At 39.6% G+C, this 24,656-nt stretch carries 21 protein-coding genes and 1 riboswitch; of the genes, 10 read left to right on the top strand and 11 right to left on the bottom strand.

What is annotated here, in order from left to right; all coding sequences use genetic code 11:
• Positions 1-4 precede the first annotated feature (4 nt).
• Both NSS78_RS19065 and NSS78_RS19060 read right to left on the bottom strand, forming a co-directional pair.
• Positions 5-1,186: an MFS transporter gene (locus NSS78_RS19065; RefSeq protein WP_044139103.1), complete on the bottom strand. Its 1,182-nt coding sequence runs from the start codon at positions 1,184-1,186 to the stop codon at positions 5-7.
• A gap of 433 nt (positions 1,187-1,619) precedes the next feature.
• Positions 1,620-2,639, bottom strand: a complete 1,020-nt coding sequence (locus NSS78_RS19060; RefSeq protein WP_137054131.1) for a LacI family DNA-binding transcriptional regulator — start codon at positions 2,637-2,639, stop codon at positions 1,620-1,622.
• A 264-nt stretch (positions 2,640-2,903) separates the two neighbouring features.
• A riboswitch (glycine riboswitch) is annotated at positions 2,904-2,983 on the top strand.
• Positions 2,984-3,145: 162 nt separating this feature from the next.
• On the opposite strand from NSS78_RS19060, the gene NSS78_RS19055 reads away from it, so the two are divergent.
• The gene (locus NSS78_RS19055; protein WP_310026413.1) at positions 3,146-4,492 is read left to right on the top strand and encodes an amino acid permease; all 1,347 of its coding nucleotides are present in this window, start codon (positions 3,146-3,148) and stop codon (positions 4,490-4,492) included.
• Between the two features lie 91 nt (positions 4,493-4,583).
• Positions 4,584-5,438, top strand: coding sequence for a hypothetical protein (locus NSS78_RS19050; protein WP_212045758.1), 855 nt, complete (start codon positions 4,584-4,586; stop codon positions 5,436-5,438).
• 39 nt (positions 5,439-5,477) lie between these two features.
• Here NSS78_RS19050 and NSS78_RS19045 read toward each other — a convergent pair whose 3' ends face one another.
• On the bottom strand, positions 5,478-6,158 hold the full coding sequence (locus tag NSS78_RS19045) for a DUF3169 family protein (protein WP_342468251.1): 681 nt from the start codon (positions 6,156-6,158) through the stop codon (positions 5,478-5,480).
• Entirely contained in the window at positions 6,155-6,361 is a 207-nt protein-coding gene (locus NSS78_RS19040; protein ID WP_309216110.1) for a helix-turn-helix transcriptional regulator, read from the bottom strand. Before NSS78_RS19040 ends, NSS78_RS19045 begins: the two co-directional genes overlap by 4 nt.
• A gap of 171 nt (positions 6,362-6,532) precedes the next feature.
• Here NSS78_RS19040 and NSS78_RS19035 point away from each other — a divergent pair, with 171 nt between their 5' ends.
• On the top strand, positions 6,533-7,156 hold the full coding sequence (locus NSS78_RS19035; RefSeq protein ID WP_137054133.1) for a CoA pyrophosphatase: 624 nt from the start codon (positions 6,533-6,535) through the stop codon (positions 7,154-7,156).
• A gap of 11 nt (positions 7,157-7,167) precedes the next feature.
• Here the strand turns inward: NSS78_RS19035 and NSS78_RS19030 are convergent, their stop codons facing one another.
• Positions 7,168-7,650 (bottom strand): DUF4188 domain-containing protein, encoded by a 483-nt coding sequence (locus NSS78_RS19030; protein ID WP_003215117.1) that lies wholly within the window; start codon positions 7,648-7,650, stop codon positions 7,168-7,170.
• Positions 7,651-7,654: 4 nt separating this feature from the next.
• Complete coding sequence (locus NSS78_RS19025) at positions 7,655-8,206, bottom strand: PadR family transcriptional regulator (protein ID WP_113387516.1); 552 nt, start codon at positions 8,204-8,206, stop codon at positions 7,655-7,657.
• A 175-nt stretch (positions 8,207-8,381) separates the two neighbouring features.
• On the opposite strand from NSS78_RS19025, the gene NSS78_RS19020 reads away from it, so the two are divergent.
• From NSS78_RS19020 to NSS78_RS19005, 4 genes are all read left to right on the top strand, one after another.
• Positions 8,382-9,260, top strand: a complete 879-nt coding sequence (locus tag NSS78_RS19020; RefSeq protein WP_050944616.1) for a hypothetical protein — start codon at positions 8,382-8,384, stop codon at positions 9,258-9,260.
• 344 nt (positions 9,261-9,604) lie between these two features.
• The gene (locus tag NSS78_RS19015) at positions 9,605-11,464 is read left to right on the top strand and encodes a beta-glucoside-specific PTS transporter subunit IIABC (protein WP_212045754.1); all 1,860 of its coding nucleotides are present in this window, start codon (positions 9,605-9,607) and stop codon (positions 11,462-11,464) included.
• Between the two features lie 4 nt (positions 11,465-11,468).
• The gene (locus NSS78_RS19010) at positions 11,469-12,935 is read left to right on the top strand and encodes a glycoside hydrolase family 1 protein (RefSeq protein ID WP_309216109.1); all 1,467 of its coding nucleotides are present in this window, start codon (positions 11,469-11,471) and stop codon (positions 12,933-12,935) included.
• Between the two features lie 30 nt (positions 12,936-12,965).
• Positions 12,966-13,814: a PRD domain-containing protein gene (locus tag NSS78_RS19005; protein WP_226804507.1), complete on the top strand. Its 849-nt coding sequence runs from the start codon at positions 12,966-12,968 to the stop codon at positions 13,812-13,814.
• A gap of 100 nt (positions 13,815-13,914) precedes the next feature.
• Here NSS78_RS19005 and NSS78_RS19000 read toward each other — a convergent pair whose 3' ends face one another.
• From NSS78_RS19000 to NSS78_RS18980, 5 genes are all read right to left on the bottom strand, one after another.
• A complete protein-coding gene (locus NSS78_RS19000) occupies positions 13,915-15,093 on the bottom strand; it encodes a Rap family tetratricopeptide repeat protein (protein WP_226804505.1) in 1,179 nt (392 codons plus the stop codon).
• A 641-nt stretch (positions 15,094-15,734) separates the two neighbouring features.
• Positions 15,735-16,499: an ABC transporter ATP-binding protein gene (locus NSS78_RS18995; RefSeq protein WP_251190586.1), complete on the bottom strand. Its 765-nt coding sequence runs from the start codon at positions 16,497-16,499 to the stop codon at positions 15,735-15,737.
• A 13-nt stretch (positions 16,500-16,512) separates the two neighbouring features.
• Positions 16,513-18,840 (bottom strand): ABC transporter permease, encoded by a 2,328-nt coding sequence (locus NSS78_RS18990; RefSeq protein WP_309216108.1) that lies wholly within the window; start codon positions 18,838-18,840, stop codon positions 16,513-16,515.
• Positions 18,837-20,090, bottom strand: coding sequence for an MFS transporter (locus NSS78_RS18985; RefSeq protein ID WP_309216107.1), 1,254 nt, complete (start codon positions 20,088-20,090; stop codon positions 18,837-18,839). The genes NSS78_RS18990 and NSS78_RS18985 overlap by 4 nt, the downstream gene beginning before the upstream one ends.
• Before the next feature lie 69 nt (positions 20,091-20,159).
• Positions 20,160-20,810: a TetR/AcrR family transcriptional regulator gene (locus NSS78_RS18980; RefSeq protein WP_050944607.1), complete on the bottom strand. Its 651-nt coding sequence runs from the start codon at positions 20,808-20,810 to the stop codon at positions 20,160-20,162.
• A 161-nt stretch (positions 20,811-20,971) separates the two neighbouring features.
• On the opposite strand from NSS78_RS18980, the gene NSS78_RS18975 reads away from it, so the two are divergent.
• The 3 genes from NSS78_RS18975 to NSS78_RS18965 all read left to right on the top strand — a co-directional run bounded on the left by NSS78_RS18975 (position 20,972) and on the right by NSS78_RS18965 (position 24,645).
• Complete coding sequence (locus tag NSS78_RS18975; RefSeq protein ID WP_327839449.1) at positions 20,972-22,084, top strand: sugar diacid recognition domain-containing protein; 1,113 nt, start codon at positions 20,972-20,974, stop codon at positions 22,082-22,084.
• Positions 22,085-22,202: 118 nt separating this feature from the next.
• The gene (locus NSS78_RS18970) at positions 22,203-23,474 is read left to right on the top strand and encodes a GntP family permease (RefSeq protein ID WP_106032022.1); all 1,272 of its coding nucleotides are present in this window, start codon (positions 22,203-22,205) and stop codon (positions 23,472-23,474) included.
• Positions 23,475-23,505: 31 nt separating this feature from the next.
• Positions 23,506-24,645, top strand: coding sequence for a glycerate kinase (locus NSS78_RS18965; RefSeq protein ID WP_310026391.1), 1,140 nt, complete (start codon positions 23,506-23,508; stop codon positions 24,643-24,645).
• Positions 24,646-24,656: the final 11 nt, after the last annotated feature.

Below are 24,656 nucleotides of genomic sequence, written 5' to 3'. Positions count from 1 at the left end.
TTAATTATCTAAATAATTTTTTCATGCGTCCAAGAACAAAGACCGCTAGCAATACGCTCATAACCGCAATGATCATATCGAAAAATAACGTCATTTTAATATCGTACGTGCTGACCAACCCACTTGTAATGAGCGGCACGAGAATAAACGCGGAGCTTGCCGCAATGTTGACGTAGGATGAAGCCGTTGCTTTGTTTGTCGGGAATAGTTTCATCATGATACTCATCGCCAGCTGGAAGATTCCCGCTGTAAATAGCCCTAAGAAAAAGGTGCTGACAATCACAATGCTGTATGTTTCAATTTGGAATAATGAAAGCATCGCAAGGAATGCTCCAATTGGATAAATAATTGCCACCATAATAGGTGAAATGAATTTATCTAAGACGATCGACAGCAAGAGAACAGACACCAGTGCACCGATACTAAAATAAGATAGAAGCTGTGTGGCTTGTTCTGTGCCAAGTCCGATTAATTTTAACCCGAGCTGCGGAAGCCATGTCTGCCATACGACAAACAATGCAGTCGACGTGAACCCCATGAGCACAACAGCTAAGCCTTCACCAAGCATTTTAGGTTCTTCCTTCATTTGTTCCTGTACTGGAAGGTCATCCTGTGAAGAGACTTGCTTATGGTTCGGGAACGGCATAAAGATTAAGTAAATCCCAACAAGTAAATAAAGAAGCCCTAGTCCAAAGAACGCCCAGCCCCAGAAGATGTCATGTGCAATAAGGAATGCCAGGATAAATGGAAGAACAGTCGCTCCAATTGAAACGGACGCCTTCACTAAAACAGAAGCTGAACTTGCCTTTTTAGGAAACGATTCTGTCAAAGCAGGATATGTTCCCGAATCAAGTAACGAGTTTGCAATCCCAGCAGAAATCGCAAAGATAAATGCTAGTGTATAACTCGTTGTCGTTGGAATACCGATTAAGAATAATAAGTAAAGAAAGTTTCCTGTAATAATGACAGGCTTACGTCCCCAGCGGTCGGCTAACCGGCCTGAGAAAAAGAGAGCAACCAGTTTACCAATTCCGATCGCCGATACAAGCAAGCTGATTTTCGGAATATCCACATGGTAGCGTTCAGATAAGCTGTCCATGTTGGAAGCTACAATAATATTGATCATGCCGAGCATGAAGTAGTTTAAATACATGCCAACAGACGATTTAATATAAGGATTTTTCATGTTCCCACTCCTATATTTGAAACCCTTTAGGGTCAAATTCTTTGTACACCCTTTGTTATTTCCTTAAAAGTAAATAATATGATGCCCATCACAACACCCCTTGTGTAATTGATGAAAAAAATAATGAATATTCATCTGTTTTTCAATTAAGTACATCGTTCTACTAAAAACTAAAAATAGAATTGATAAGAAAGTGAATCTTCATAATTTGATCAGAATCAGAAAATTCCACTTTTAACTGATGTTGATTAAAAAAACGATACTCTGAAATAGGTATAACGATATACTAAAAGAAGCAACGAGATAAATATACTCCTGTGTTTTAAATGTGTCAAGTTTATGACTTTGTGATTTAAAAAAATAAAAATGAAATAAAGAAATGGTTGACTTGATCAATAAAAAAGAGAATTGCTGCATGCAATTCTCTTTTTCATCAAGAGGGAGCGGTTTCTCTAATATGAAGTTGAGGCTTTAAGATCAATCTCTGCAGCTCTTCATCCTGCTCGTTCATTTTATGATATAAAAGGTTCGCTGCTTTTACCCCGATGGATCGGGGGAAAGAGGAAACAGTGGTGAGCGGCGGGTGGTACATCTCCGCTTCAGGAACATTATCGAATCCAACCACATCGATATCTTCACCAGGCTTGATGTCCCGTGCTGACAGTTCTTGAATGACTCCAAATGCGACTAGATCACTAAAACAAAAAATAGCAGTAGGAGGCTCAGGCTGATCAATCACTTGGGCAAGCGCTTCTTTCCCGCCTTCACGAGTAGGTTCTATGTCAATAATAAGAGAATCATCAATCGTCAGATTTTTTTCGTCATGAGCTTTTTTGAAACCTTTCATCCGCTCAATCCAAGTCGATGAGGTCTTAATGCCGCCTAAGAAGGCGATACGCCGATGCCCCTTTTGAAGAAGATGATGAAGCGCCATCCAAGCACCTTGTTCATAATCAACGCCGACATAGTCACATTGCACATCTGATAATTCACGATTTGCCAGTACTTTTGGGGTGCGAATTTGATTTAATTGTTTGACCGTTCGTGCAGAGCTTTTTGAAGCTGGGTTTAAAATAATCCCGCCCACTCGGTGCTCTACCATTGTGGAAATGAGCCGCTCCTGTTTATCGACACTGTCAAAGGTCGTACCAAGTAAAACAGTATAGCCCAGTGATTCAAGCGTGGTTTGCACGCCAATTAAAAACTCAGAAATAAAGGTGTTAGAAATATCCGTGACAATCACACCAACGATATTTGAGCTTTTTGACCGCATGTTGGCAGCAACGCGGTCGTATACGTATCCTAAGTCCTCCATGGATTGCAGTACTTTTTTTCGAGTGGCTTCAGAGATTCTAGGATTATTTCGAACAACAAGTGATGCCGTTGAAGTCGAAACACCGGCATGCTTGGCGACTTCCTGTAATGTGACACGCTGTTTGTTCATTTTTTTCATTTGTTTTCACCAACTTCCATGGATTTCCTAACTTTGTTCTTGATCAAGAGGGATTTCTCCAGCAAACGAGCCGAACATCTTTTGATTTATTATACATGAATCAAGAGGGATTGATGAAGTGAAGTTATATGGCTACCACCGTCAATCATAAAAGATTTCCATTGACAGCTTTCTTTTAGAGGCGTAAAATATGAAATTATTCAGAAATAGCAACATTTTAATTAAATAACGAAGGCTATGAATGCTGTGGGTCACACTATGGCAGGAGCAGCTTCTGGAGAGACCGCATGAATGTGCGGCGCCGAAGGGTTCACAATCTCAGGCAAAAGGACAGAAGAGTACGAAATATTGTATTTGTAATGCATGGATGACGCCGTGTATTGCTTTTCGCTATTTTGCTATTCTTTTATGACCGAGAGATTGGAGCGCATCCAATCTCTTTTTTTATGGACTTTTTGAGAGTTCATTATTTCAGTATAAGATCGTGTCGTAGGAGGGCGTTAGCATTGGAACAACAAGAATTGAAACGAGATTTATCAAACCGCCATGTTCAGTTGATTGCAATTGGCGGAACCATTGGAACTGGGCTATTTTTAGGCTCTGGAAAGGCCATTCAATTGGCAGGTCCATCGATCATTTTTGCTTATTTAATTGTGGGGATGGCGATCTTTTTTGTCATGAGGGCACTTGGTGAACTGCTCTTATCGAAGACAGGCTATCAGTCATTAACCGATATTGCAGAGGACTACCTTGGTCCGTGGGCATCCTTTGTGACAGGATGGACGTATTGGTTTTGCTGGATTATGACCGCGATGGCGGATGTTATTGCTGTCGGAGTGTATGTGCAGTATTGGTTTGATATCCCGCAATGGATTCCTGCCATCATTTGTTTGTTGATTTTACTAGGATTTAATTTATTAACGGTGAAGCTTTTCGGAGAAATGGAATTTTGGTTCGCACTCATTAAAGTGATTACGATTCTATTATTGATCGGCGTTGGAATTGTCCTTTTAATCATTGGTTTTCAAACAGATACAGGGCCTGTGACGGTAACAAATCTTTGGTCACACGGCGGATTATTCCCTCATGGTGTCACAGGCTTCTTACTGTCATTCCAAATGGTCATCTTTGCGTATGTGGGAGTGGAACTGGTCGGTGTGTCCGCAGCAGAAACAGCCAATCCGCAAAAAAACATCCCGTCTGCGATTAATAAAATTCCATTAAGAATTCTATTTTTCTATGTGGGCGCCATTTTTGTCTTACTATGTATCAACCCATGGACTGAGCTCAGTGCATCAGAAAGTCCTTTTGTAAAAACCTTTGGGCTGATTGGAATTCCAGTAGCAGCGGGACTCATTAATTTTGTTGTCTTGACGTCTGCGGCTTCGGCTTGTAATAGCGGTATGTTCTCGACGAGCCGAATTTTGTATAATCTCAGTCATCAAAAACAGGGCCCATCTTCCTTTGGACGTCTGAATAAGCACGCTGTTCCAAGTAATGCACTATTCGTTTCAACAATTGTGGTATCGGTCGGTGCTCTCTTAAGCAAGTTAATTCCGGAACAAGCCTTTGGTATTGTCACAACCATCAGTGCCATTTGTTTCATTTGGGTATGGAGTATTATTTTAATTTGCCATTTGAAATATAAAAAAACAAAGCCTGAACTGCATGCAGCATCTACTTTTAAAGCACCGTTCACACCTTTTGTAAACATTTGTGTTCTTGTCCTTTTTGCTGCCATTCTTGTGATCATGCTGTTTGCGGATGCAACACGCCCGGCGCTCTTGTTAACACCGGTTTGGTTTGGTTTCTTATTATTGATTTATGCACGAAAGAAACGCCGTGCTGTTTAATGAAAAAAGCCGTAATAGGCTTTTTTTTTGAATCTTTTTTTCTTATGGATCGTAATAAATTTAGATAAATTTATGAATAAGGAGGATAATTATGGGTATTATACTTGCCATTGTTATTATAATTCTCTTAGTGCCGGTAATAGTGACGATTATATTTTATATTGAAAGATATTATAAAAAAATTTTGAAGTATTTCAATCAAATAAAAAAAGTAAATAATCAATCTGCACCCCCTTTAAAGTGGAGAGAATTAAAAAGACTATTAAAGAGTGCCATGTTGAAGTGTCTCTTTATAAGCAGTCCGAAAAGTTGGGTTGTTTGGCTGGGGGTTTTCTTATTTTTTGCTGTTTTATTTGTAGATCATTTTGCTTTAAAAGATTTTTATTTTTATATGGGAATAGTGTTCCTTCTATATTTAGCTATATTGCTTACATATAAACACAATAACTCAGATGTTAATGTTTTATTTTATCTGACTAAATTGCTTATTGTTCTGATTTATCCACTTAGTCTTACACTAGTGTTTTTAGAGAATATATCTAATATTATGTTAATACCATTAATAACTTGTTTCACTATTTTATACTTATTTTTATTTCTAAAAAGTACAATGGATATCTTTAGATCTGCATTTTTCAATTTAGCAAATCTCATTAGTGTTTATTTGCTTTTTCATATTATAATAGGTATTGTTTTTGGTTCCTTCTATTATTATAATAATGATATTTTTGGGTATTTTAATAATATTGAGTCTACTAAAGATGAACTTCTTTTAATAATATATAAAGGGTTAGAACCACTATATAATTATCCTACTGTTAATATTGAAAAAGGAATAATGGGTTATATTCCTATTTTTGAATATATCACAGGTGATATATTTACTGTGATTTTTGTAGGTATATTTATCTCATACTTTTCAAATAAATATTCAGCCAATTATTAAAGTAAAAAACACAGTTCAATTGACTGTGCTTTTGTTCATTTAACGATTTCTAATCCTGAACATATAATTTGCATTCAAAATGATTAAAACAAGTCCAATCATCATGATTGAGAACAGCTGAGAGTGATTGGAGCCAAGGGAATACACAATCAAAATAAACATGGCACCGACCAATAAGATATTCATCAATTGATACGTATGAAACAGTCCGCCAAGCATCACATGCTTTTCACCTTCGTCAGAAATAGCGAGCAGCTTTTTACTATAATCTTTGTCAGAAGGGCTTGGTAGGTTGCGATTAGGGTAGACAAGCTTTAGAACGGATATCGCTACGTAAGAACTGATAATGGTGACGATAAATAAACCAGCATTGACCAGAATCAGCCAAATAGGCTGCTCAGTGACGATGGCTATACCGATGGCAATAATGGACAAAATGGTACTTACCGTATTGGATAAAGACAAATCATTAAAGGTACGAGACTGTTTTGCTTCGAGTTCATCCTCTTCATCTCCAGATACCGAAAGAGATACTCTTTTCTTTATACGTGAAATCCCTGAAAAACAATAAACAATCAATACAATCGTCAATCCACTGATGACAAGTGTCGCTTCGAATGCAATATCAAGAAGTGTCATTTCAAATTCGGCAGCCAGCAGACAGTAAGCGCCGAGAAAGCCAAGGAGAGCACCTGAGAGCAGTTTGTATACAGTTTTCATGATAGTTCATCCTCCTCGAATAGAAAAATACGTTCAATGGGTTCCTGAAAAATTCGTGAAAGCTTAACAGCGAGCAAGAGAGACGGCATTAATTCATCGCGTTCCATTAAGCTGATGGTCTGACGAGAAACCTTTGCACACTTGGCAAGCTCAGTTTGGTTCAAACCATCACGTGCACGAAGCTCTTTTAGCCGATTTTTCATTCTGTCACCTCAATTTTGATCTGAATCTTTCTTTGATTGTAAAACATGTTATTCAAATTGACAAGTAAAGTTGTCAATTTGATAAAAATAATTGTCAGATAAGATCATCTTTCTTCAAAAGGTGAACCATGATACGCTAAAAGAAAGAGAAACAGAAAATAGGTGATGCCCGTGTTCATTGACCAATTAAAAAATGACTTACATCAATCTCAACCGTTATTTATTGGAGAAGAAACAGCGTTCAAAGCTGCAGTCCTTGTCCCTTTGGTGCAAGTAAACGGAGAATGGCATATTTTATTTGAGGTGCGATCGCTCATCATGAGAAAACAGCCGGGAGATATTAGCTTCCCTGGTGGCAAACTCGACGGCAGCGAAACAGCACAGGAAGCTGCATTGCGAGAAACACATGAAGAGCTGGGCATTCCGCCAGAATCGGTGGAGATTCTTGGACAGCTTAGTCCTTACATTGCGTCTCCATCCTTCGTGGTCTACCCATATGTCGGGATCATTGATGAACAAAAAGTGAAACACTCCTTCAATCAAGAAGAAGTAGAAGAGACCTTTACCGTGCCTCTATCATGGCTAATTCAATATGAGCCGTACCTACATCATGTATCCGTTCAGCCAACACCTGCTGAGGATTTCCCTTATGAAAAAATCATGAATGGTGAGAAGTACCGCTGGGGAAGCCGTTCGATAGAGGAATGGTTTTATGATTATGAAAACTACACCATTTGGGGATTAACAGCCCGCATATTAAAGCATTTTGTGACCGTTGCAAAAAGAAATTCCTAGAGATTCGCTCTCTAGGAATTTGTTGTTTTCAGCCGTTCTTTCGCTGTTTGTTTTCCTTTACCAATTGGAATAGGCGCTCTCGCTTGGCTCAGTCCATAAGAAGGCATATTCACATAGACAGATTCATACGAGCCGGCTTGAATTTGATAGGTTTCATGATAAATACCCACTGCGTCATTGTTCTGAGCCCTCTGATGGAAGTTCTTCCAAGCCGCCAAATGTTTTTCCATCTTCGCATAAGCCAGAAGGTCATCTGTTGATTTCCAATATTGGATCATCGCTGTCGTACGTAAGCCAAAGTAATTCTCTGTTCCGAGGAAACCAAGCTCATCTTGATGGGTATACAGCTCTTTGATCATGCCAGGCATCGCCATGAACACAGGCATCCATTGATGGACCGCCCAGCGTTTGTTGATCCGCATGCCGATAATAAACACAACAATCGAGTCAGAATTCTCTGTTGTAAATCTGCCAGCACGTATGTCTTTTTTCATTCATTTACCCTTCCTTCTTCATCAAGTGGGATGTTTCCACGCACCAATCAATTCCTGCTTGAGCCACTCTTTTTCCGTAATCTAAAGTAAACAGCCAATACTTCGCATCTGCTTCATCTGGATAAAGCTCTTGAATGTTTTCTTCAATCGAAACATAGGTCTCATAACGGATACGAAGCTGCCTTTCATAATCCTGTAGCAGTACCAGCTTTTTCTCAATCGAAAGATATTGACCGAAGAATAACTTTAATAACACTTCATTTCGTTCCGTTGGTAACTGATCGAGAGGCTTTGCCAGCCACTCTCTTAACGTCTCCAGCCCTTTTTCAGTCAAATGATATTCCCGCTTGTCGGAGCGACCTGACGTAGAAGCAGGTGAAACCTCAGCAAGACCTTCCTCGACTATTAACTTTAAAGCTGGATAAATTTGTCCATAACTAATTTTCCAAAAATGATGCAAGCTCTTATCAATTAATTGCTTCACTTCGTAACCAGACTTACAATCTGTCGTTAAAATACCTAAAATCGCATACGTCGTATCATTGTATTTTTTCATATCAGCACACCTATCTAAAAGATATATCATTTAGATATATAATAATTGATATTCAGTGGAAAATACAAGCAGGTTTTAAAATTTTATAAAGGAGGTGATGAGATAACAGATTTTGTTCATTGTGTTTTGACATGATAATGGAGAAAAAATACACATGTTAACAGAGGAGGTACGTATGAGCAAATTGAAAATGTGGATCGTGTCTATCCTAACAGTGCTAGTCATTGGTGGAGGTAGCTGGACAGCATATCAAGCAATTGCACAAAAAAATTCATTGAACCATTCCTATGCATTTGCGTATAAAACGAAAGATAGAATGAGCTGGTTTAAGGTATCTGAGAGTAAAGGGAAAGTAACGGGGCATTTGAATGAAAAGTATGTAGAAGAAGTGAGATGGGACCCGCATATCTATAAAAAACAATTTGTCTTATCCGGCAGTTCAAAAGAAAACGGGTATGAATTCAAAGTCACACAAGGTAAAGAAACGATCGTATACGAAGTTCATTTTTCAGGAAAAGACCTTTCAGTGAAAAAACAAGGCGAAAAGAAAAGCACGATTTATAAGGCAATCAATCAAAAAAAGCTAGATAAATATCATAAAGATATTCAAAAACGATATGATTATCTATTCGATACCGCGGAAAATAGGTTTTATGATAGTATGAGAAACTTCAAGGAGAAAGTGGCGAAGATCTATGGTTTTCTCTATACGGCAAAGGACAAACAACTATTTTTACAGGTGAAAACGATGCATATTGAGCTTGGATGGACCGGCTCCCTTCTAATAACAACTGTTCCTGAAAAAGAGTGTAAGCCTTATAAAGAAATGAGATTAGAAGTTTCGGGTGAAACGGATGGAAGAAATTTTTTTATGGGCTATGAGCCCTCAATTGAAGATGGAATCATTCAAGGTTCCACTGATCGAGATGTAAAATCAATCAAACTTCCATTTAAAATGACAGGCGGTACCGTAGAGTTAAAAGCGGTCACGAAAAAGGAATATCAAAAACAAGCGAATGCTTTCAAAAAGCAGGCGGAAGAAAGAAAAAAATAGATGGTGGAAACCAGATGAGTAAACTTATCTGGTTTTTTATCATGGAGATAGTTCTTATTGATGATAAAAGGATATCGATGTATAAACAAGCGAGAAAGGTTGTTTCAATTAAATTAAAGAAAATCAATTTAGGTATATAGACCTTAATAAATTTCAAAAAAATAAATGTTGACGCTTTCATATAATCGATATATACTAAAAACAAATCCAATATAAATAAATTAGACATGTGACTGGTCATGCAGGCAGGATCTAAAAACGATGAGTTTCTTTAATTTGTCGTTTTAGGTCCTTTTTTTATTGCCGAAATATAGGTCTCATGTATGAGAAAAGGGGGAGAAACAATGGATTACACACAGGTTGCCAAAGACGTTTTAAAGCATGTTGGTGGTAAAGAAAACATTGCGCATCTTGAGCACTGTTCCACAAGACTTCGCTTCACACTAATTGATCAGAAAAAAGCAGATGTACCAGCACTAGAAAAAACACCAGGTGTCATAGCTGTCAGAATGTCAGGACAATGCCAAGTGGTGATTGGGAATGACGTGATTGAAGTGTATCAAGAGGTAACAAGACTAATGGGCAGCAGCTCATCGGGGCAAGTCGTGCCATCTAATCAGCCAAAAGAAAAAAGAAAAATAGGCACAGTTCTGTTAGATTTCATTGTCGGTGTCTTCCAGCCGCTTGTTCCAGCTATCGCAGGCGGAGGGATTTTAAAATCATTTCTTCTCCTTTTCTCTCTATTAGGCTGGATGGATGCAAAGGGTCAAACCTATCAAATATTGAACATGGTAGGGGACGCACCGCTTTACTTCCTGCCTTTACTAGTCGCTGTAACGACGGCGAATAAACTAAAGGTAAACCCATTGGTCGCATTATCAGCAGTCGGTGCGCTTCTTCTTCCGAACATGACGGCTATGCTTACTGAAGGTGCGCAATTGCTGTCATTCGACGTGAAAAATATAGCTTATGCGTATCAAGTGTTCCCAGCAATCCTTTCTGTATTGCTGTACGCTCAAATGGAAAAATTCTTTACACGATTTTCACCAAAACCAATTCGGATTTTCTTTGTTCCAATGATGTCATTAGTCATTACTGTACCAGTTACATTACTTCTATTAGGACCGATTGGTTTTACAGCAGGACAAGGTTTTTCATCCATCATTCTTGCAATGTTTAATACAGTAGGATGGGTAGCTGTCGCGATTTTAGCAGCAGTCCTTCCATTCATGGTCGCATCAGGTATGCACAAAGCGATGGTCCCTTATGCAGTCACAACGATGGGTACCCTTGGGAAAGAAGCACTTTATTTGCCAGCATCACTTGCACATAATATTGCGGAAAGTGGAGCGTGTTTCGCAGTAGCACTACGCACAAAAGACAAGGTACTCAGATCAACAGCCATTTCGGCAGGGATTTCAGCATTTTTTGGTATCACAGAGCCTGCTTTGTATGGTGTGACACTTCAAAATAAGCGAGTCCTTGGAAGTGTCATGATTGGTTCGTTTGTTGGCGGGATCTTCATTGGATTAGTTGGTATACAAGCCTTTGTACTTGTTGGCCCTGGATTAGCAAGTATGTCGATGTTTATATCAGATGAGCTCCCACGAAATCTAATGTTTGCTGTCATTGGAGCAGTCATTTCCTTTATTGTCGCCTTTATCGCTGCTTTTGTATTAGGTAAGGATAAAACAGTAGAAGAAAAGACAAATGATCAAGCGGCATTTGCTGAACAAATTGGAGCAGGTGAAACATTCAAAAGTCCTGTGATTGGTCAAATGATCTCTCTATCTGAAGTAAAAGATGATATTTTCTCTTCAAAGGTCATGGGAGACGGAATTGCCATTGTCCCTTCAGAAGGAGCGCTTTACGCACCAGTAGATGGTGAGGTGACCATGCTGTTCGAAACAAATCATGCACTTGGTATGAAAACGGACCAAGGGGTTGAAGTACTATTCCACATTGGCATTGATACCGTTCAACTGCAAGGACAGTATTTTCATCCAAAAGTGCAGGCAGGAGAACGTGTTCAAGCAGGAGATTTACTGATTGAATTTGATGTAGAAAAAATCATAGCTGCAGGTTATGATCCAGTTACACTTGCTGTCATCACAAATACAGATCAATATGATATAAAGGTACAGCCATTACAAGAGGTCAATCGTCAAGATACATTGATGGTTGTCACACAATTAGGAGGCTAAACATATGACAACAATTAAAGGTTTTCCAAAAGGGTTTTTATGGGGCGGCGCAATTGCCGCCAACCAGGCAGAAGGCGCTTGGAATATAGATGGAAAGGGACCATCAGTTGCAGATATTGCAATGTATCGTTCCAATTTAAGTGTAGAAGATTATGAAGGACATCTTGCTGTGACTTCTGAAAATATAGAACGTGCAATAAAAGACCCAGATGATAAAAAGTACCCTAAACGCAGAGGTGTTGATTTCTATCACCACTATAAAGAAGATTTGGCTCTATTTGCTGAAATGGGCTTTAAAACACTTCGCATTTCTATTGCGTGGAGTCGTATCTTCCCTACTGGAGAAGAAGCTGAACCAAATGAAAAAGGGCTGCAATTCTATGATCGTGTATTTGCCGAAATGAAAAAACTCAATATAGAACCGATTGTGACACTCTCTCATTATGAAATGCCTTTAGCCCTTAGTGTGAAATATAACGGCTGGGTGGAAAGAAAAGTGGTCGATCTCTTTGTGAAGTTCGCCAATGTTTGTTTCGAACGTTATCAACATGATGTGAAATATTGGCTCACCTTTAATGAAATTGATAGTATTCACCGCCACTCATTTATTACAGCAGGAATTATTCCTGATCGTTGCCCAGAAGGTAAAGTAGAAGAGACCGTGTATCAAGCGCTCCATCATCAATTTGTTGCATCTGCTCTTGTAACAGCTGATTGCCATCGTATTATCCCAGGCAGCCAGGTTGGATGTATGCTGACAAAATTGACAACGTATCCGCATACGTGTCACCCGAATGATGTGGAACAAGCCTTAAAACAAAACTTAGAAAACTATTTCTATGCAGATGTTCAGGTGTTTGGCGAATATCCGGCACTGATTACACGGATGCTTGAGAGAAAAAATATTCATATTCAAATGGAAGCAGATGATCTCAACATTCTAAAAGAAAACACAGTCGATTTCATCTCATTTAGCTACTATATGTCTTTAACTGAATCAGCTCAAGAAGGGTTAGAACAGACAGAAGGAAATACGATTCGAGGAGTCAAAAACCCTTATCTGCCTTCAACTGACTGGGGCTGGCAAATTGATCCGGTTGGTCTGAAAATTTCTTTAATCGAACTGTATGATCGCTATCAAAAACCTCTTATCATTGTCGAAAATGGAATGGGTGCAAAGGATAAAGTTGAAAGTGATGGCTCTATCCATGACGACTATCGGATTAACTATTTTAAAGAGCATTTCCGTCAGATGAGAGAAGCGATTGAAGAGGGCGTCGATCTCTTTGGATATACGAGTTGGGGCTCCATTGATATTATTAGTGCAGGTACATCACAAATGTCAAAACGCTATGGCTTTATTCACGTAGATCAAGATGATGATGGGAACGGAACATTAAAACGATCTCGAAAAGACTCATTTTATTGGTACCAAAAAGTCATTGAGACAAATGGTGAAGCGCTTGATTGAACACCACAATCATGAAAACAGGTGATGACGATGTTTAAAATCAAAAAAGTTTTAAACTCGAGTGTGGTCCTGGCTGAAGATCAGAACCAACAGGAGATGGTTTTGTTTGGCCGTGGGATTGGCTATGGACAGAAACCGGGTCAAATGATAGAAGAGAAAAAAGCGGACCAAGTCTTTATGTCAGTCGATAACATGAGAGCAAAAGAATTTCTTCAATTGCTAGATTCTATGCCTCAAGAGTTTATCGATTTAACTCAGCGCATCGTCCAATATGCAGAAAAACGGTTAAATTCAAATCTAAATTCAGGCGTTTATTTTACCTTAATGGATCATTTGAATTTTGCTGTTGAACGACATAAAAAGAATATTAATATTACGAATCGCGTGTACTGGGAAATCAAAAATTACTATACTGAAGAATTTGAAGTAGGGAAGTACGCTCTTGAGTTAGTCAATGATACATTGGGCATGCAATTACCAAAAGAAGAAGCTGCCAATATCGCCTTTCACCTAATCAATGCATTAGGTGAAGAATCCGATTCAAAAGATAGCATGAAATATGCCAAAATGATCGGGAGCATTGTCAATCTTGTGCGCTATACATTGAATATGAAAATGGACCAAGAGAATATTCATTATAGTCGGTTCATTACACATGTGAAGTTCTTTGTAGAGAGGTTGTATGCAAATAAATTACTGTCGGATCAAGAAAATGAGTTGTTTGAACAAATTGCACACTTGTATCCTCAGGCGATGGATGTTGCTTTTAAAATCAAAGATTATATTAAACAGGTGCATAGTATCGTCATTCCTAATGATGAGCTTACTTATCTTGCGGTACATATACACCGCCTCATATCTTATCAGCAATTAAAATAATGGTGGAACCACTTGCCTTGTGATCAGGCAAGTGGTTCTTTGCTGTGATCCATTTTTATATTAAGTTCCGATAGGTCGTTCTGTTGTGCCAGGATTCGTCTCATTTAACGAATTGAAAGACACTGTTTGTCCGAAAACAACGATGGTTAAAGCAAGGATCAATAAACTCATTTTTTTCATTAGAATTCCTCCATTCAAATATAGGATGGTTCATGTGATAGGCTTCCTTCAAAAAGAGATAGGCTTGATGAATGGCACCTAAATCTTCAAAGTGTTTTGCAGCTAGTGCACTTAATTCACAGGCACCTTCAGCATCCTTTAACTCTTTTAGAATGCTGATTTCCTCGAAACAGGCTTGAGCTTTTTGAGACATATCCTCAGTAAAATATAGATGGTAAAGCAAATTCATTTTTGCTGTATAGATGGGGCATTTCTCTGATTCGTGTTTTTGGTTGACCAATTCGAAGTAATAGAGAGCTTGTGTTCTTTCATCAATAGAGAGCAGCTCTTTGACTAACATAAACATGGTGTGATGGAAATAGCACGATGAGAGGTAGTTTTCATCACTTAGAGCCTTTTCTAGGGCATCGATACATTTTTTCGATTCTCCAGCTTCGGCATACAGAATACTGATATTATGAAAAAGCTGTGAAGTTAGAAAATGATCATTTAGATTGTCAGCGATGTGTAATGCTTTTTTGTAGTAGTTTTCTGCTCTTGTGAAGTCGCCAATATCCATATAATTAGCAGCGGCGATGACAATGGCTGTCGCTAATCTTCTTTCATATCCTTCATGACTTTTGAAAATATCTATAGCATTCTGAATATAGTGAAGAGAAATTAGGCTTTGACGAAGTAGCATATATAAGTTTGCGATTTTCGTATGGAATTCAGCTACTTCTATTTCATCCGGAATGTTTTGCAGTTTTTTCTCGGCAATTTTAAACAGTCCAATGGCTGATGCATAGTCTCTGTTATATGAAGCGTAAAGGGCTTTGTATAGGTAAAAATAGTATTCAATTAAGTCGTTTGTTTTAGAGGGACAATCTAGCTCTGTCTGTTCATTCAGTTTTTTACCTCTTCGTTCATATATCATGAGTTTATACTTGCCTTCTAGCAATGAATAATAAGTCAATACCTCCTGATTCTCTTCCATTTCTTGAAGCAATTGCTTTAATTCTGTGTACATTGCGTTAGCACTTTGTACATCATGTTTGCGAATCGCAATTCGCCAATCATTTAAACGGTTCCCCACCTGTTCAGCAGAAATGATAGCCATGAAATTTCACCTCTTTAAGATCCTTTCACCTGTTTCACTAAAAAACGATATCACAATTTTTGGAAGAATATAATCATTTCTGTGAGGTGATTGCCAAGAGGTAATAAAAAGGACCTATGGTCATGTGATGTACGAAATTGTAATGGTGATTGAATGTTTATACAAATGATTAAAATCTTTTTTTAATCGTCTAAAAAAGAAATATATACAATGGATTTTATGATTATGATCAAAAATATAACTGGTATATTACAAATAAAGAGATTTTAGTTAATCGGTGGGTAAGTTGGAAGGTCGATCTATTAAAGAAAATCAGTTATGATGATGCTAGATCAAATTTGGAATAGAAACGGATAGAAGCAGACAAAAATTAGTCTGTTGGAAAGGATGTTGATATGAAAAAAAGATTTAAAAACTTAAATTGGCAAATCACAGTGATTATGGCGACGCTGTTACTTGTTTTAGTGACTCTGTATATGTCAAAGAGATACTTTTATAGCAAAGAAATCGAATTGCTGACAGAATCTTGTCAACAAGTAGGCGGCAAAATCATACTAGAGACTAATAGTTTGTCTATGGATTATTCATTTGAGTGCCAGGAAAAGTAAAACAGGCAGAAAGGCTGCCTGTTTTATTCCAACTTAAAACCCTAAATCTTGAAGCCATTGATTTAATCTGGTCTCCCGTTTCTCGGCAGTTGACTCATCATCATATCTCCCTAAATGTAAGCTAGCCGTTATTTCTCCGTCATTCATAAACATGATTCTTTCAGAACGAAGAGCAACCTTTGGGTCATGTGTGACAAGCAGTAGTGTCGCTCCTTCAGAATGGATTTTCGAAAATATATTCATCACTTCCTTCGTTGCATGGGAGTTAAGAGCACCTGTTGGTTCATCAGCGAAAAGAATGTCTGGTTCATTCATAAGTGCTCGACAGATAGAGGCTCTTTGAAGCTGACCTCCTGATACTTCTGACAAATATCTATCTGCTAAATGATCAATATCAAGTTTCTCCATTAAATATCTAGCTCGCTCATTCACTTCTTTTCTTGGCTTTTTCTTTGTTAAGTAAGCTGCAGCAATGATGTTATCAAATAGATTTAGATTTTTTAGTAAGTGGCTGTGTTGAAAGACAAATCCCATATCTGTTAAACGCAGAGCAGTTAACTGTTTATCTGTCATTTCTGATAATAAACTGCCTTTATATTTGATCTCTCCTGTTGAGGCTGATTCTATCCCGCTAAGCTGATAAAGCAAGGAGGTTTTCCCGCATCCGGAAGGTCCCATAATGGTCACAAATTCCCCAGGATTTATCGATAAATAGATATCTTTAAGAATGATTTGTTTCTGTCCTTTTAAAGAATCAATTTGCAAAGACAATCGCTTTGTTTCAATCAAGTGTTCCATGTGAAACATCTCCTTATGAAAGTGTATGACGTGTAGTTTGACTAGTAAAAAACGTCTTCAATAACGAAGCAGTTAAAGCTAAGCTGACAATCAATAGTGTGATTGGGTACACAACTGACACCCATTGTGGTGCTAGCCACTGTAGGCTTGATGCCCCTAAGGATGCGCCACCTACACTCATTAAAGCTGGTCCAATCGTGTGGACAGCGATCGTGCCAATAAATGTGCCCAAAAAGATAACGACGATAAAACTTGTGATATATTGTACTGTTACATCTTTTTTAGAAAATCCAATCGTTCGTAATAAATGGTTTCGGCTTGAATCTTTTGCTTTTAACATGTGCAGAAACATGAATAACATCAAACTGGCGGTTCCAAAAGCAGCTAATGTAGAAAAAAATGCAACGACTTTTACTAAAGATGCTGTGCTGCCGATTGTTTGATGAACGTATTCTTTCATATCTGTCACTTTTGCAGGAGATATCTCTTTTTCAAATACTGTCTTTTTCTTCGCAATTTCTACTCCTTGGTTTAGTTGGATTTGAATAGTTTTCCAAAGAGTTGTTTGAGGAAATGGTTGTGATATTGCTTTTGCTGTTTTCCCGCCGTTGGTGACATCCTGATAAATGCCAGTCACAGTTTTTTGAATTTCCTGCCCGTTTGTTACGAGAGTAATTTTTTCTCCAACCTTTTTCTGAAGTGAATCTGAGCTGAGCACTGATAAGGCAATTTCTTTATTCTTTAAAGGCTGTCGCCCTTGTAAATAGGTGAGAGGAAATGCTGAGAGATTACCTGTTTCTAAATAGAGTGTTTCTAATGAATTCTCCTTTGATTTTGCCTGAAGAGAAGTTGTTTCATATATGGCTAATGCATGAATATCTCGATCTTCACGGATCATTGATTCTATTTTATTAGTATTTTCCTCTAGATGATTTCCTTGTCGTATATCAATTCGAAGGTCACTTTGACCAGAGCCAAGATATGTGATGAAATCCGGCGATTGTAAGGTGTACCATAGCTGAATAGGCAGCAGCATCAAAAATGTACAAAGGGCCATAATACAAGTAATCGTTGTGTACAACTTCTTTCGTGATAACAGATCTTTTAAACCAAGCCAAATATTGACTGATATGAACCTGTTTTTCTTGAGATGCAAGGGTATTTGTTTTTTATCATTCGTTGAAATGACGCTACCTTGAAGTGCTTGAGCGGCTGATACTCGACCAAACTTTCTTAGGACAGTATAGCTGCAAGAAATGATGATCATTGCCATCACAATAGAAACACAAAGCGGGATGAACCAATAAGTAAAAGAAGGCTGATTCCCCATGTATCGCTGAATATTGGCTGTAAACATATCACCAAATATAAGAGTTAACCCATATCCTGCTATACACCCTATACCAGCAAGGAAGGCATACTTTCCAACGTATAATTGCTTGATTTTTGTTAAAGGAATCCCAAGCACCTTCAATATTCCAATTTCACGTTCGTCCTCTTCTATAGAAGCCGTCATAGCAAGATGAAGAGAGAGAAGAGCTATACCGATGAGCAGCATGCAAACAAGTAGGAGAATGGCAATCACCATTCCATCTGTCAATGCGTTCAGCATACGCAGCAAAGGTAATGTGACAGCTGGACCTTGTTGTGGAAGCTGTGATGACTGGTAGATTGCTTGAAAGGCATCTGCCTGCGCGGCATCATGCAGTAAAAATTCAATTAAATATTCCTTTTTATGAAACACTTGATTCATTGCGTCCCAATCCTTGTGATGAAGAAGGAATCTTTTCGAACTAACAAGACTGGGGTTCATTTGTGCATCTCGCAAGAATGCTTTAATACGGAAAGAGAATTGATTAGACCCTTTCCCAATCAGTAACGTTTCTCCTATTTTGAGATGATATCTTTGCTGAAAATAGATAGGGACAGCCACTTCACCTTTACTGACAGTGAGCTTTTCATTTTGTTCATTTAAAAGAAAATCAAAATAACGATTTTGTTTCACAAATAAATGATCCATCACACCTGCTTTGGCGGGTTCGTTTCCGAATTTGATATTTGCATGTTCAATTGGAATCATTGGGACGATTTGATGTGCTTTTACCATGGACTGCTTGCTTGAAAATGCCTCAATATCTTTTTCCTTTAGGCTGCCGTCATGCATTTGGACAAAGTCTGGTGCCTTGGCTGAATGGAGCAGATTAGAAATGGAACCATTCAGTTGTACTGTCATTTGAGCGGCACTTGTTGCTAGAAATGATGTCATCATAATGCATATGGTTAAACCGATGGAAATGAGACGGTGGCGGGTTAAGTCCTTCTTTATAAACGTCAGTCTCATGAGGCTGATTCTCCTTCATGTTGCAGCATATTTTTTGTTAAATAGGCAAGGGCAAACATGAAAGTACTGACTATTAGTACTGTCACATACATGTTTGCTGAAAACGTATTGAACAAGAATCCATACATCAATTGACCAAGCGGGGCAGCACATTGAGAAACCATTGTCAGATTGGCCATCACTTTTCCTAATTGACTATTTGGCGTTTTCTTTTGAACATGTGAAATCACAACGATTGAAATCATTGTAAGCAGCATAGCAATCGGAAGACATCCTGCTAGAAAGAGAAAATAAGCTGGATAAGTGCCAAATTGAAGAGCTGTGTTGGATGTAGAGAATGCCACAGGTAGCAAGATGATCGCGATGACGATCAGCCAGCGATATAAAGTAGGGATGCGCCAATGCTTTGCTACAAGTCCAACTAGCAGAGCTCCTGCGATGACAGCGAACTCAATCAAGCCCATGCCTACACCATACATGATGTCACTGCTTTTCATTGTGACCCTTAAAATGATTGGACCACCTACGATAAAAAAGGGCGTGAGGATGAAATTTAACATTGCAGCAAGCAACATGGCTCTTTTTAAAAATGGCTGACTGCCAATATAGGAAAATCCCTGTTTCATATCTTTTACAAGCACTTTGCCCATAGTTTCCGTTAGGGGGCTAGGTGAGAAGGATATGTTTAACCGTAAAAGCATGCATGCTGATAGAAAAAACACGATGGCACTGGCACCTATAATGGATTGACTTCCAATCAGTCCGTACAGAACCCCGCCGATAATAGGAGCGAGAACACCTGAAAGTGCCTGCACGCCATTGACGATCCCGTTTGCTTGTTCTAATTGTTCCTGTTTTACTAACTGTGGAATGCTCGACATCACAGCGGGAGCATAGAACGTACTCATCACACCAAGAAGCACCATGACCGCTCCGATCATAAAGAGTGAATCATTGCCTGAGAATAACCAAAAATAAAAAGCCAGAATCATGATGCCGGTGAGAACATCAAATAAAATCATCAAGTTCCTTCTGTTAAACCGGTCAGCGATTGCGCCTGCTAAGGGGGAAAGAAGGAGCGGGACATTGGATAAAGCGAACAGTAAGGCATATAAGTCAACACGCTGAGTCATATCCAGCACGTGTAATGATAGAACAAACCGAATTAAGGAAGACCCAAAAACGGAAATAATCTGTCCAAGCACGAGGTAAATAAAGTGGGATGAACCTCTTTTAGATAATAAAGCCATGGGTATCACTCTCCTTCTAGACCGACCGTCAGTCTATAGTGTATGCAGGATTGGTATTGAAGTGACCAATCACTGATTATGTTCATCAAGTTCTCCAGATAAACGTTTCAGAAGAAAGGAGAAGCTCCCCTTTTCTGCATGTAATGAGGATTCGAGGATATCGATAAAAGCTAGCGCGCGCTGCATACTCTCTTCGGCTGTCCATTGAAAAAGGCCCTCATCAAATATGACCTGTGCAGAAGCAAGAAGGAATTCCACCGTTTCTTGCGGGTACTTTGTTTTGAATGTCCCTTCTTCCACCCCTTGCTGAATGACATCAGCTAAAACGGGTGATAGTTCTTTAATCGCTTTGATTAAGCTTTTTTGGTGCATCTCTGCATTAGAAGGCTGATGGAATTGTTCAATCATGCCCTGTTTATTGCTTCCTTGCTGAGGCGATTGCGCCATGATAATGCGAAATAGTTTGTCGACGACTGGAAGGTCTGGCTCAGCCGCAATACGCTTCGCCACGATGATATCTGCTTTGATAATCCTGTCAATAATGGCATCCATCACTTCTTCTTTGGATGAAAAGTAATAATAAAAAGTGCCTTTTGCAATGCCAACAGCTTTCAGAATGTCGATAATCGTTGTTTGCTGATAGCCTTTGGTAGAAAAAAGCTCTTCGGCTGCGTTTAAGATGTCATTTTTACGTTCTTCAGGATGTTTAACTGTTCTCATAAAGCCATCCTTTCTTTTGACTAGACTGTCGGTCGGTCTCTTGATTTGATTAAACCCTTTTCAATGTATCTTTGTCAATGCCTCATTTTTAAACACTTTGCATTTATTGTGCAATGACACTATGATACATTGAATGAAAATACCTTCAGGAGAGATGCCTCATGCAATTTTTAACCACTGAATTGGCACAAGAAATGGTTGAACGTACGATGCGTATTTTAGATAAAAATATCAATGTGATGAATGCGGATGGTGTCATCATTGGTTCTGGTGAACGAAACAGGATTGGTCAGAAACATGATGGTGCACGACTTGTTCTGACAAGCGGGGACAGTGTGGAAATTGACCACGAGGCGTCCTTACACTTAGAAGGAGTGAGACCAGGAATCAATTTGCCTATTTGCTTTCGTGAACAAGTAGTTGGTGTGATTGGCATTACTGGTGAGCCAGAGGACATTCGGCATCATGCCGAGCTGGTGAAAATGGCGGCTGAGCTGGTGTTAGAGCAGTCTTTTCTGCTTGAACGAGTTCAGTGGCGGCAGCGAATAGAGAGTGAAATTGTCAATCAGTTAATTTCTGATTCGGACGTTGGTGATCATCAGCTAAAGAACCGAGCTGCATGGCTGGGAATGGATTTAGATAAACGCCGAATGGCCATCATATTTCAGCCAGTTCCATCCTCAGAAGACGCTGTGCATAAAATGATTCATGCGATTCAATACAATAAGAATGTGGATGATTTGCTTGGCATGACCTTTCGTCATGAATTGGTTCTTTTAAGGCAGCCGATTTCTGATCATTTTTTAAAGCATGTGGTTGGGCAGCTGCAAAGAACAATGGAAAAAGCAGTAGGAGGCCAGGTGCTGGTGGGGATAGGGACTGTCGCCGCCGACATAAGCCAGCTGTCATTGTCCTTTGGGCACGCAAGAGATTCCTTGAGGTTGGGGAAGGCTCTTGATCCGAAGGAAAGTATTTATTTTTTTGAATCTTATCAGCTGGAAAGGCTATTGATTACTGCAGGAGCTGTTGAAGAAAACAGTAGTTGGATTGACTTTTACAAGCCAATAATACAAGAAGTGGAGCTTGCCCACACATTAAGAATTTACATTAAAGAAGGCGGTGATTTACAAAGAATTGTTGATCGTTTATTTATTCACAGGAATACATTGCGATATCGTTTAGATAAAATACAAGCTTTGACTGGAAAAGATCCCCGTCATGTGAAACAGTTGATGGAGCTTTATATGGCGCAGTTGATGAGTCAACTATCTTAATTGTGCATATGCACAATTGAATAAAGGAATAAATGAAAAAAGTTCATCTAGATTCACAACCCGATCCCAGTTAGTAAACGCTTACAATTAAAGAAAGACATTTTGGGGGGGATCGAAAATGAGTGGAGATGTGACAGTAAGTACACTAGGAGCCATGACGGCACTTGTGGTTGCGATTGTTCTTATTCTAAAAAAAGTATCACCTGCATATGGCATGCTGGCAGGTGCTTTCATAGGCGGCTTGGTAGGCGGTGTAGATATTGTTCAGACCGTCAACGTCATGATGGAAGGCGCTAAGGATATGATTCCAGCTGTCCTCAGAATTATGGCGGCAGGTGTACTGGCTGGCGTTTTAATTGAGTCGGGTGCAGCTTTATCTATCGCCGAGGCGATCGTGAAGAAGCTTGGAGAGGCGAGGGCGTTATTAGCACTTGCACTGGCAACCATGATTTTAACAACAGTGGGTGTTTTTGTAGATGTAGCTGTTATCACGGTAGCGCCTATCGCACTTGCCATTGCGAAACGGGCAAAGCTGTCAAAAACGGGGATTTTACTCGCCATGATTGGAGGCGGGAAGGCAGGGAATATCATGTCACCGAATCCAAATGCCATTGCCGCTTCTGATGCTTTTGGTGTACCGCTTACTTCAATGATGGCTGCGGGTGTCATTCCGGCTGTGTTTGGATTGGCTGTTACATATGTGTTAGCTAAAAAGCTTGCAAAAAAAGGGACACCTGTTCTTGAAGAGGAAACCGCGTTAAGCAAAGTTGAAGTGCCAGCTTTTTTTCAAGCACTTGCGGGTCCGCTTGTCACCATTTTATTGTTGGCTTTAAGACCGCTTTTTCAAATCAATATAGACCCAATGATCGCCTTACCGATCGGAGGCATTATAGGCGCTCTTTTCATGAAAAAAGGGAAGTTTCTCAATGATTATGCGATGTCGGGGCTTCATAAAATGTCGGGTGTAGCGATTATGTTATTAGGGACAGGCACACTAGCAGGAATTGTATCAAATTCTTCCTTAAAAGATGTGTTTATTCAAGCACTCGATGCTTCGGGATTACCACCGTATTTACTTGCACCAGCTTCAGGGATATTTATGTCAGCCGCCACTGCTTCGACAACAGCAGGAACGGCGGTAGCGAGTGGCGTATTTAGCGGTACACTCATTGGGCTTGGTGTATCGGCTCTTTCAGGAGCAGCCATGATTCATGCTGGTGCAACTGTGCTTGATCATATGCCGCACGGGAGCTTTTTCCATGCAACAGCAGGAAGTGTTCAAATGGACATCAAAGAGCGGTTGAAACTCATGCCTTTTGAATCGTTAATTGGTTTGACATTAACTGTCGTATCGACCATTATTTTCGGCGTTTTTCAGTTGTTTGGCTGATGACATTTGATAAGAAACGAGGGGCTTTAGGATGAAAATTGTGATTGCACCAGATTCATTTAAAGAAAGTTTATCTGCATATGAGGTAGCATGTGCCATCGAACGAGGATTTCATGCGATTTTGCCAGACGCTGAATATATTAAACTTCCCATGGCAGATGGAGGAGAGGGAACTGTTCAATCACTAGTTGATGCGACCGGCGGGTACATGATCAATCAAGTAGTCACAGGCCCGCTTGGTGACCCTGTCGATGCCTTTTTTGGCATGTTAGGAGACGGTGAGACGGCCGTTATAGAGATGGCCGCAGCCTCTGGGTTACACCTTGTTCCGCAAGAAAAACGCAATCCGTTACTTACGACATCGAAAGGAACTGGGGAATTAATGCTTGCGGCACTAGATCAAGGAGCAAAGCATGTCATCATTGGGCTTGGCGGGAGTGCAACAAATGATGGCGGCGTTGGAATGATGCAAGGATTAGGTGCGGCTTTTCTTGATCAAGCAGGACAGGAGCTATCGCCAGGCGGTGGAGCCCTTCATCAACTAGCTTCTATTGATCTATCTGGACTTGACCCAAGACTGCAATCCGTTCGGCTGGAGGCAGCCTGTGATGTGGATAATCCTTTAACAGGTAAGAGAGGAGCGTCTGTCGTATTTGGTCCTCAAAAAGGTGCAGATGAAGAAATGGTTCAAGTGTTAGACAAGAATTTAGCTCATTTTGCTCACATAGCAGAAAAGCAGTTTACTGTATCCTTTGAAGATGCAGCAGGGGCAGGAGCGGCAGGAGGACTTGGTGCGAGTTTATTAGGCTTTTTACACGCCGATTTGCAAAGAGGAATTGACATTGTGCTGAAGGCTGTTCGGTTTGATGATGTCATCAAGGAGGCAGACCTAGTCATTACTGGGGAAGGCCGAATTGACCAGCAGACCATTTATGGAAAAACCCCAATCGGTGTAGCCAAAGCAGCAAAGCAGTATCACCTGCCTGTGATTGGTATCGCGGGCTCCCTCTCAAAAGACAGTGCTGTCGTACATGAGCATGGCATTGATGCACTTTTTAGTATCGTTCCAGGTGTAACTTCTCTTTCTGAGGCAATGAGAGATGGGGCTATTCATGTAGAAAGAACCGCTCGAAATATTGCGGCTGCTATATCAATTGGAAGAAATAAGTAAACGATGAAAAA

It is taken from the genome of Bacillus sp. FSL W8-0920 (assembly GCF_038593215.1).
Taxonomy (GTDB): Bacteria; Bacillota; Bacilli; order Bacillales; family Bacillaceae; genus Bacillus; species Bacillus pumilus.
The sequence above is the reverse complement of the archived record's forward strand: the minus strand, read 5'-3'. Positions and strand labels throughout refer to the sequence as shown.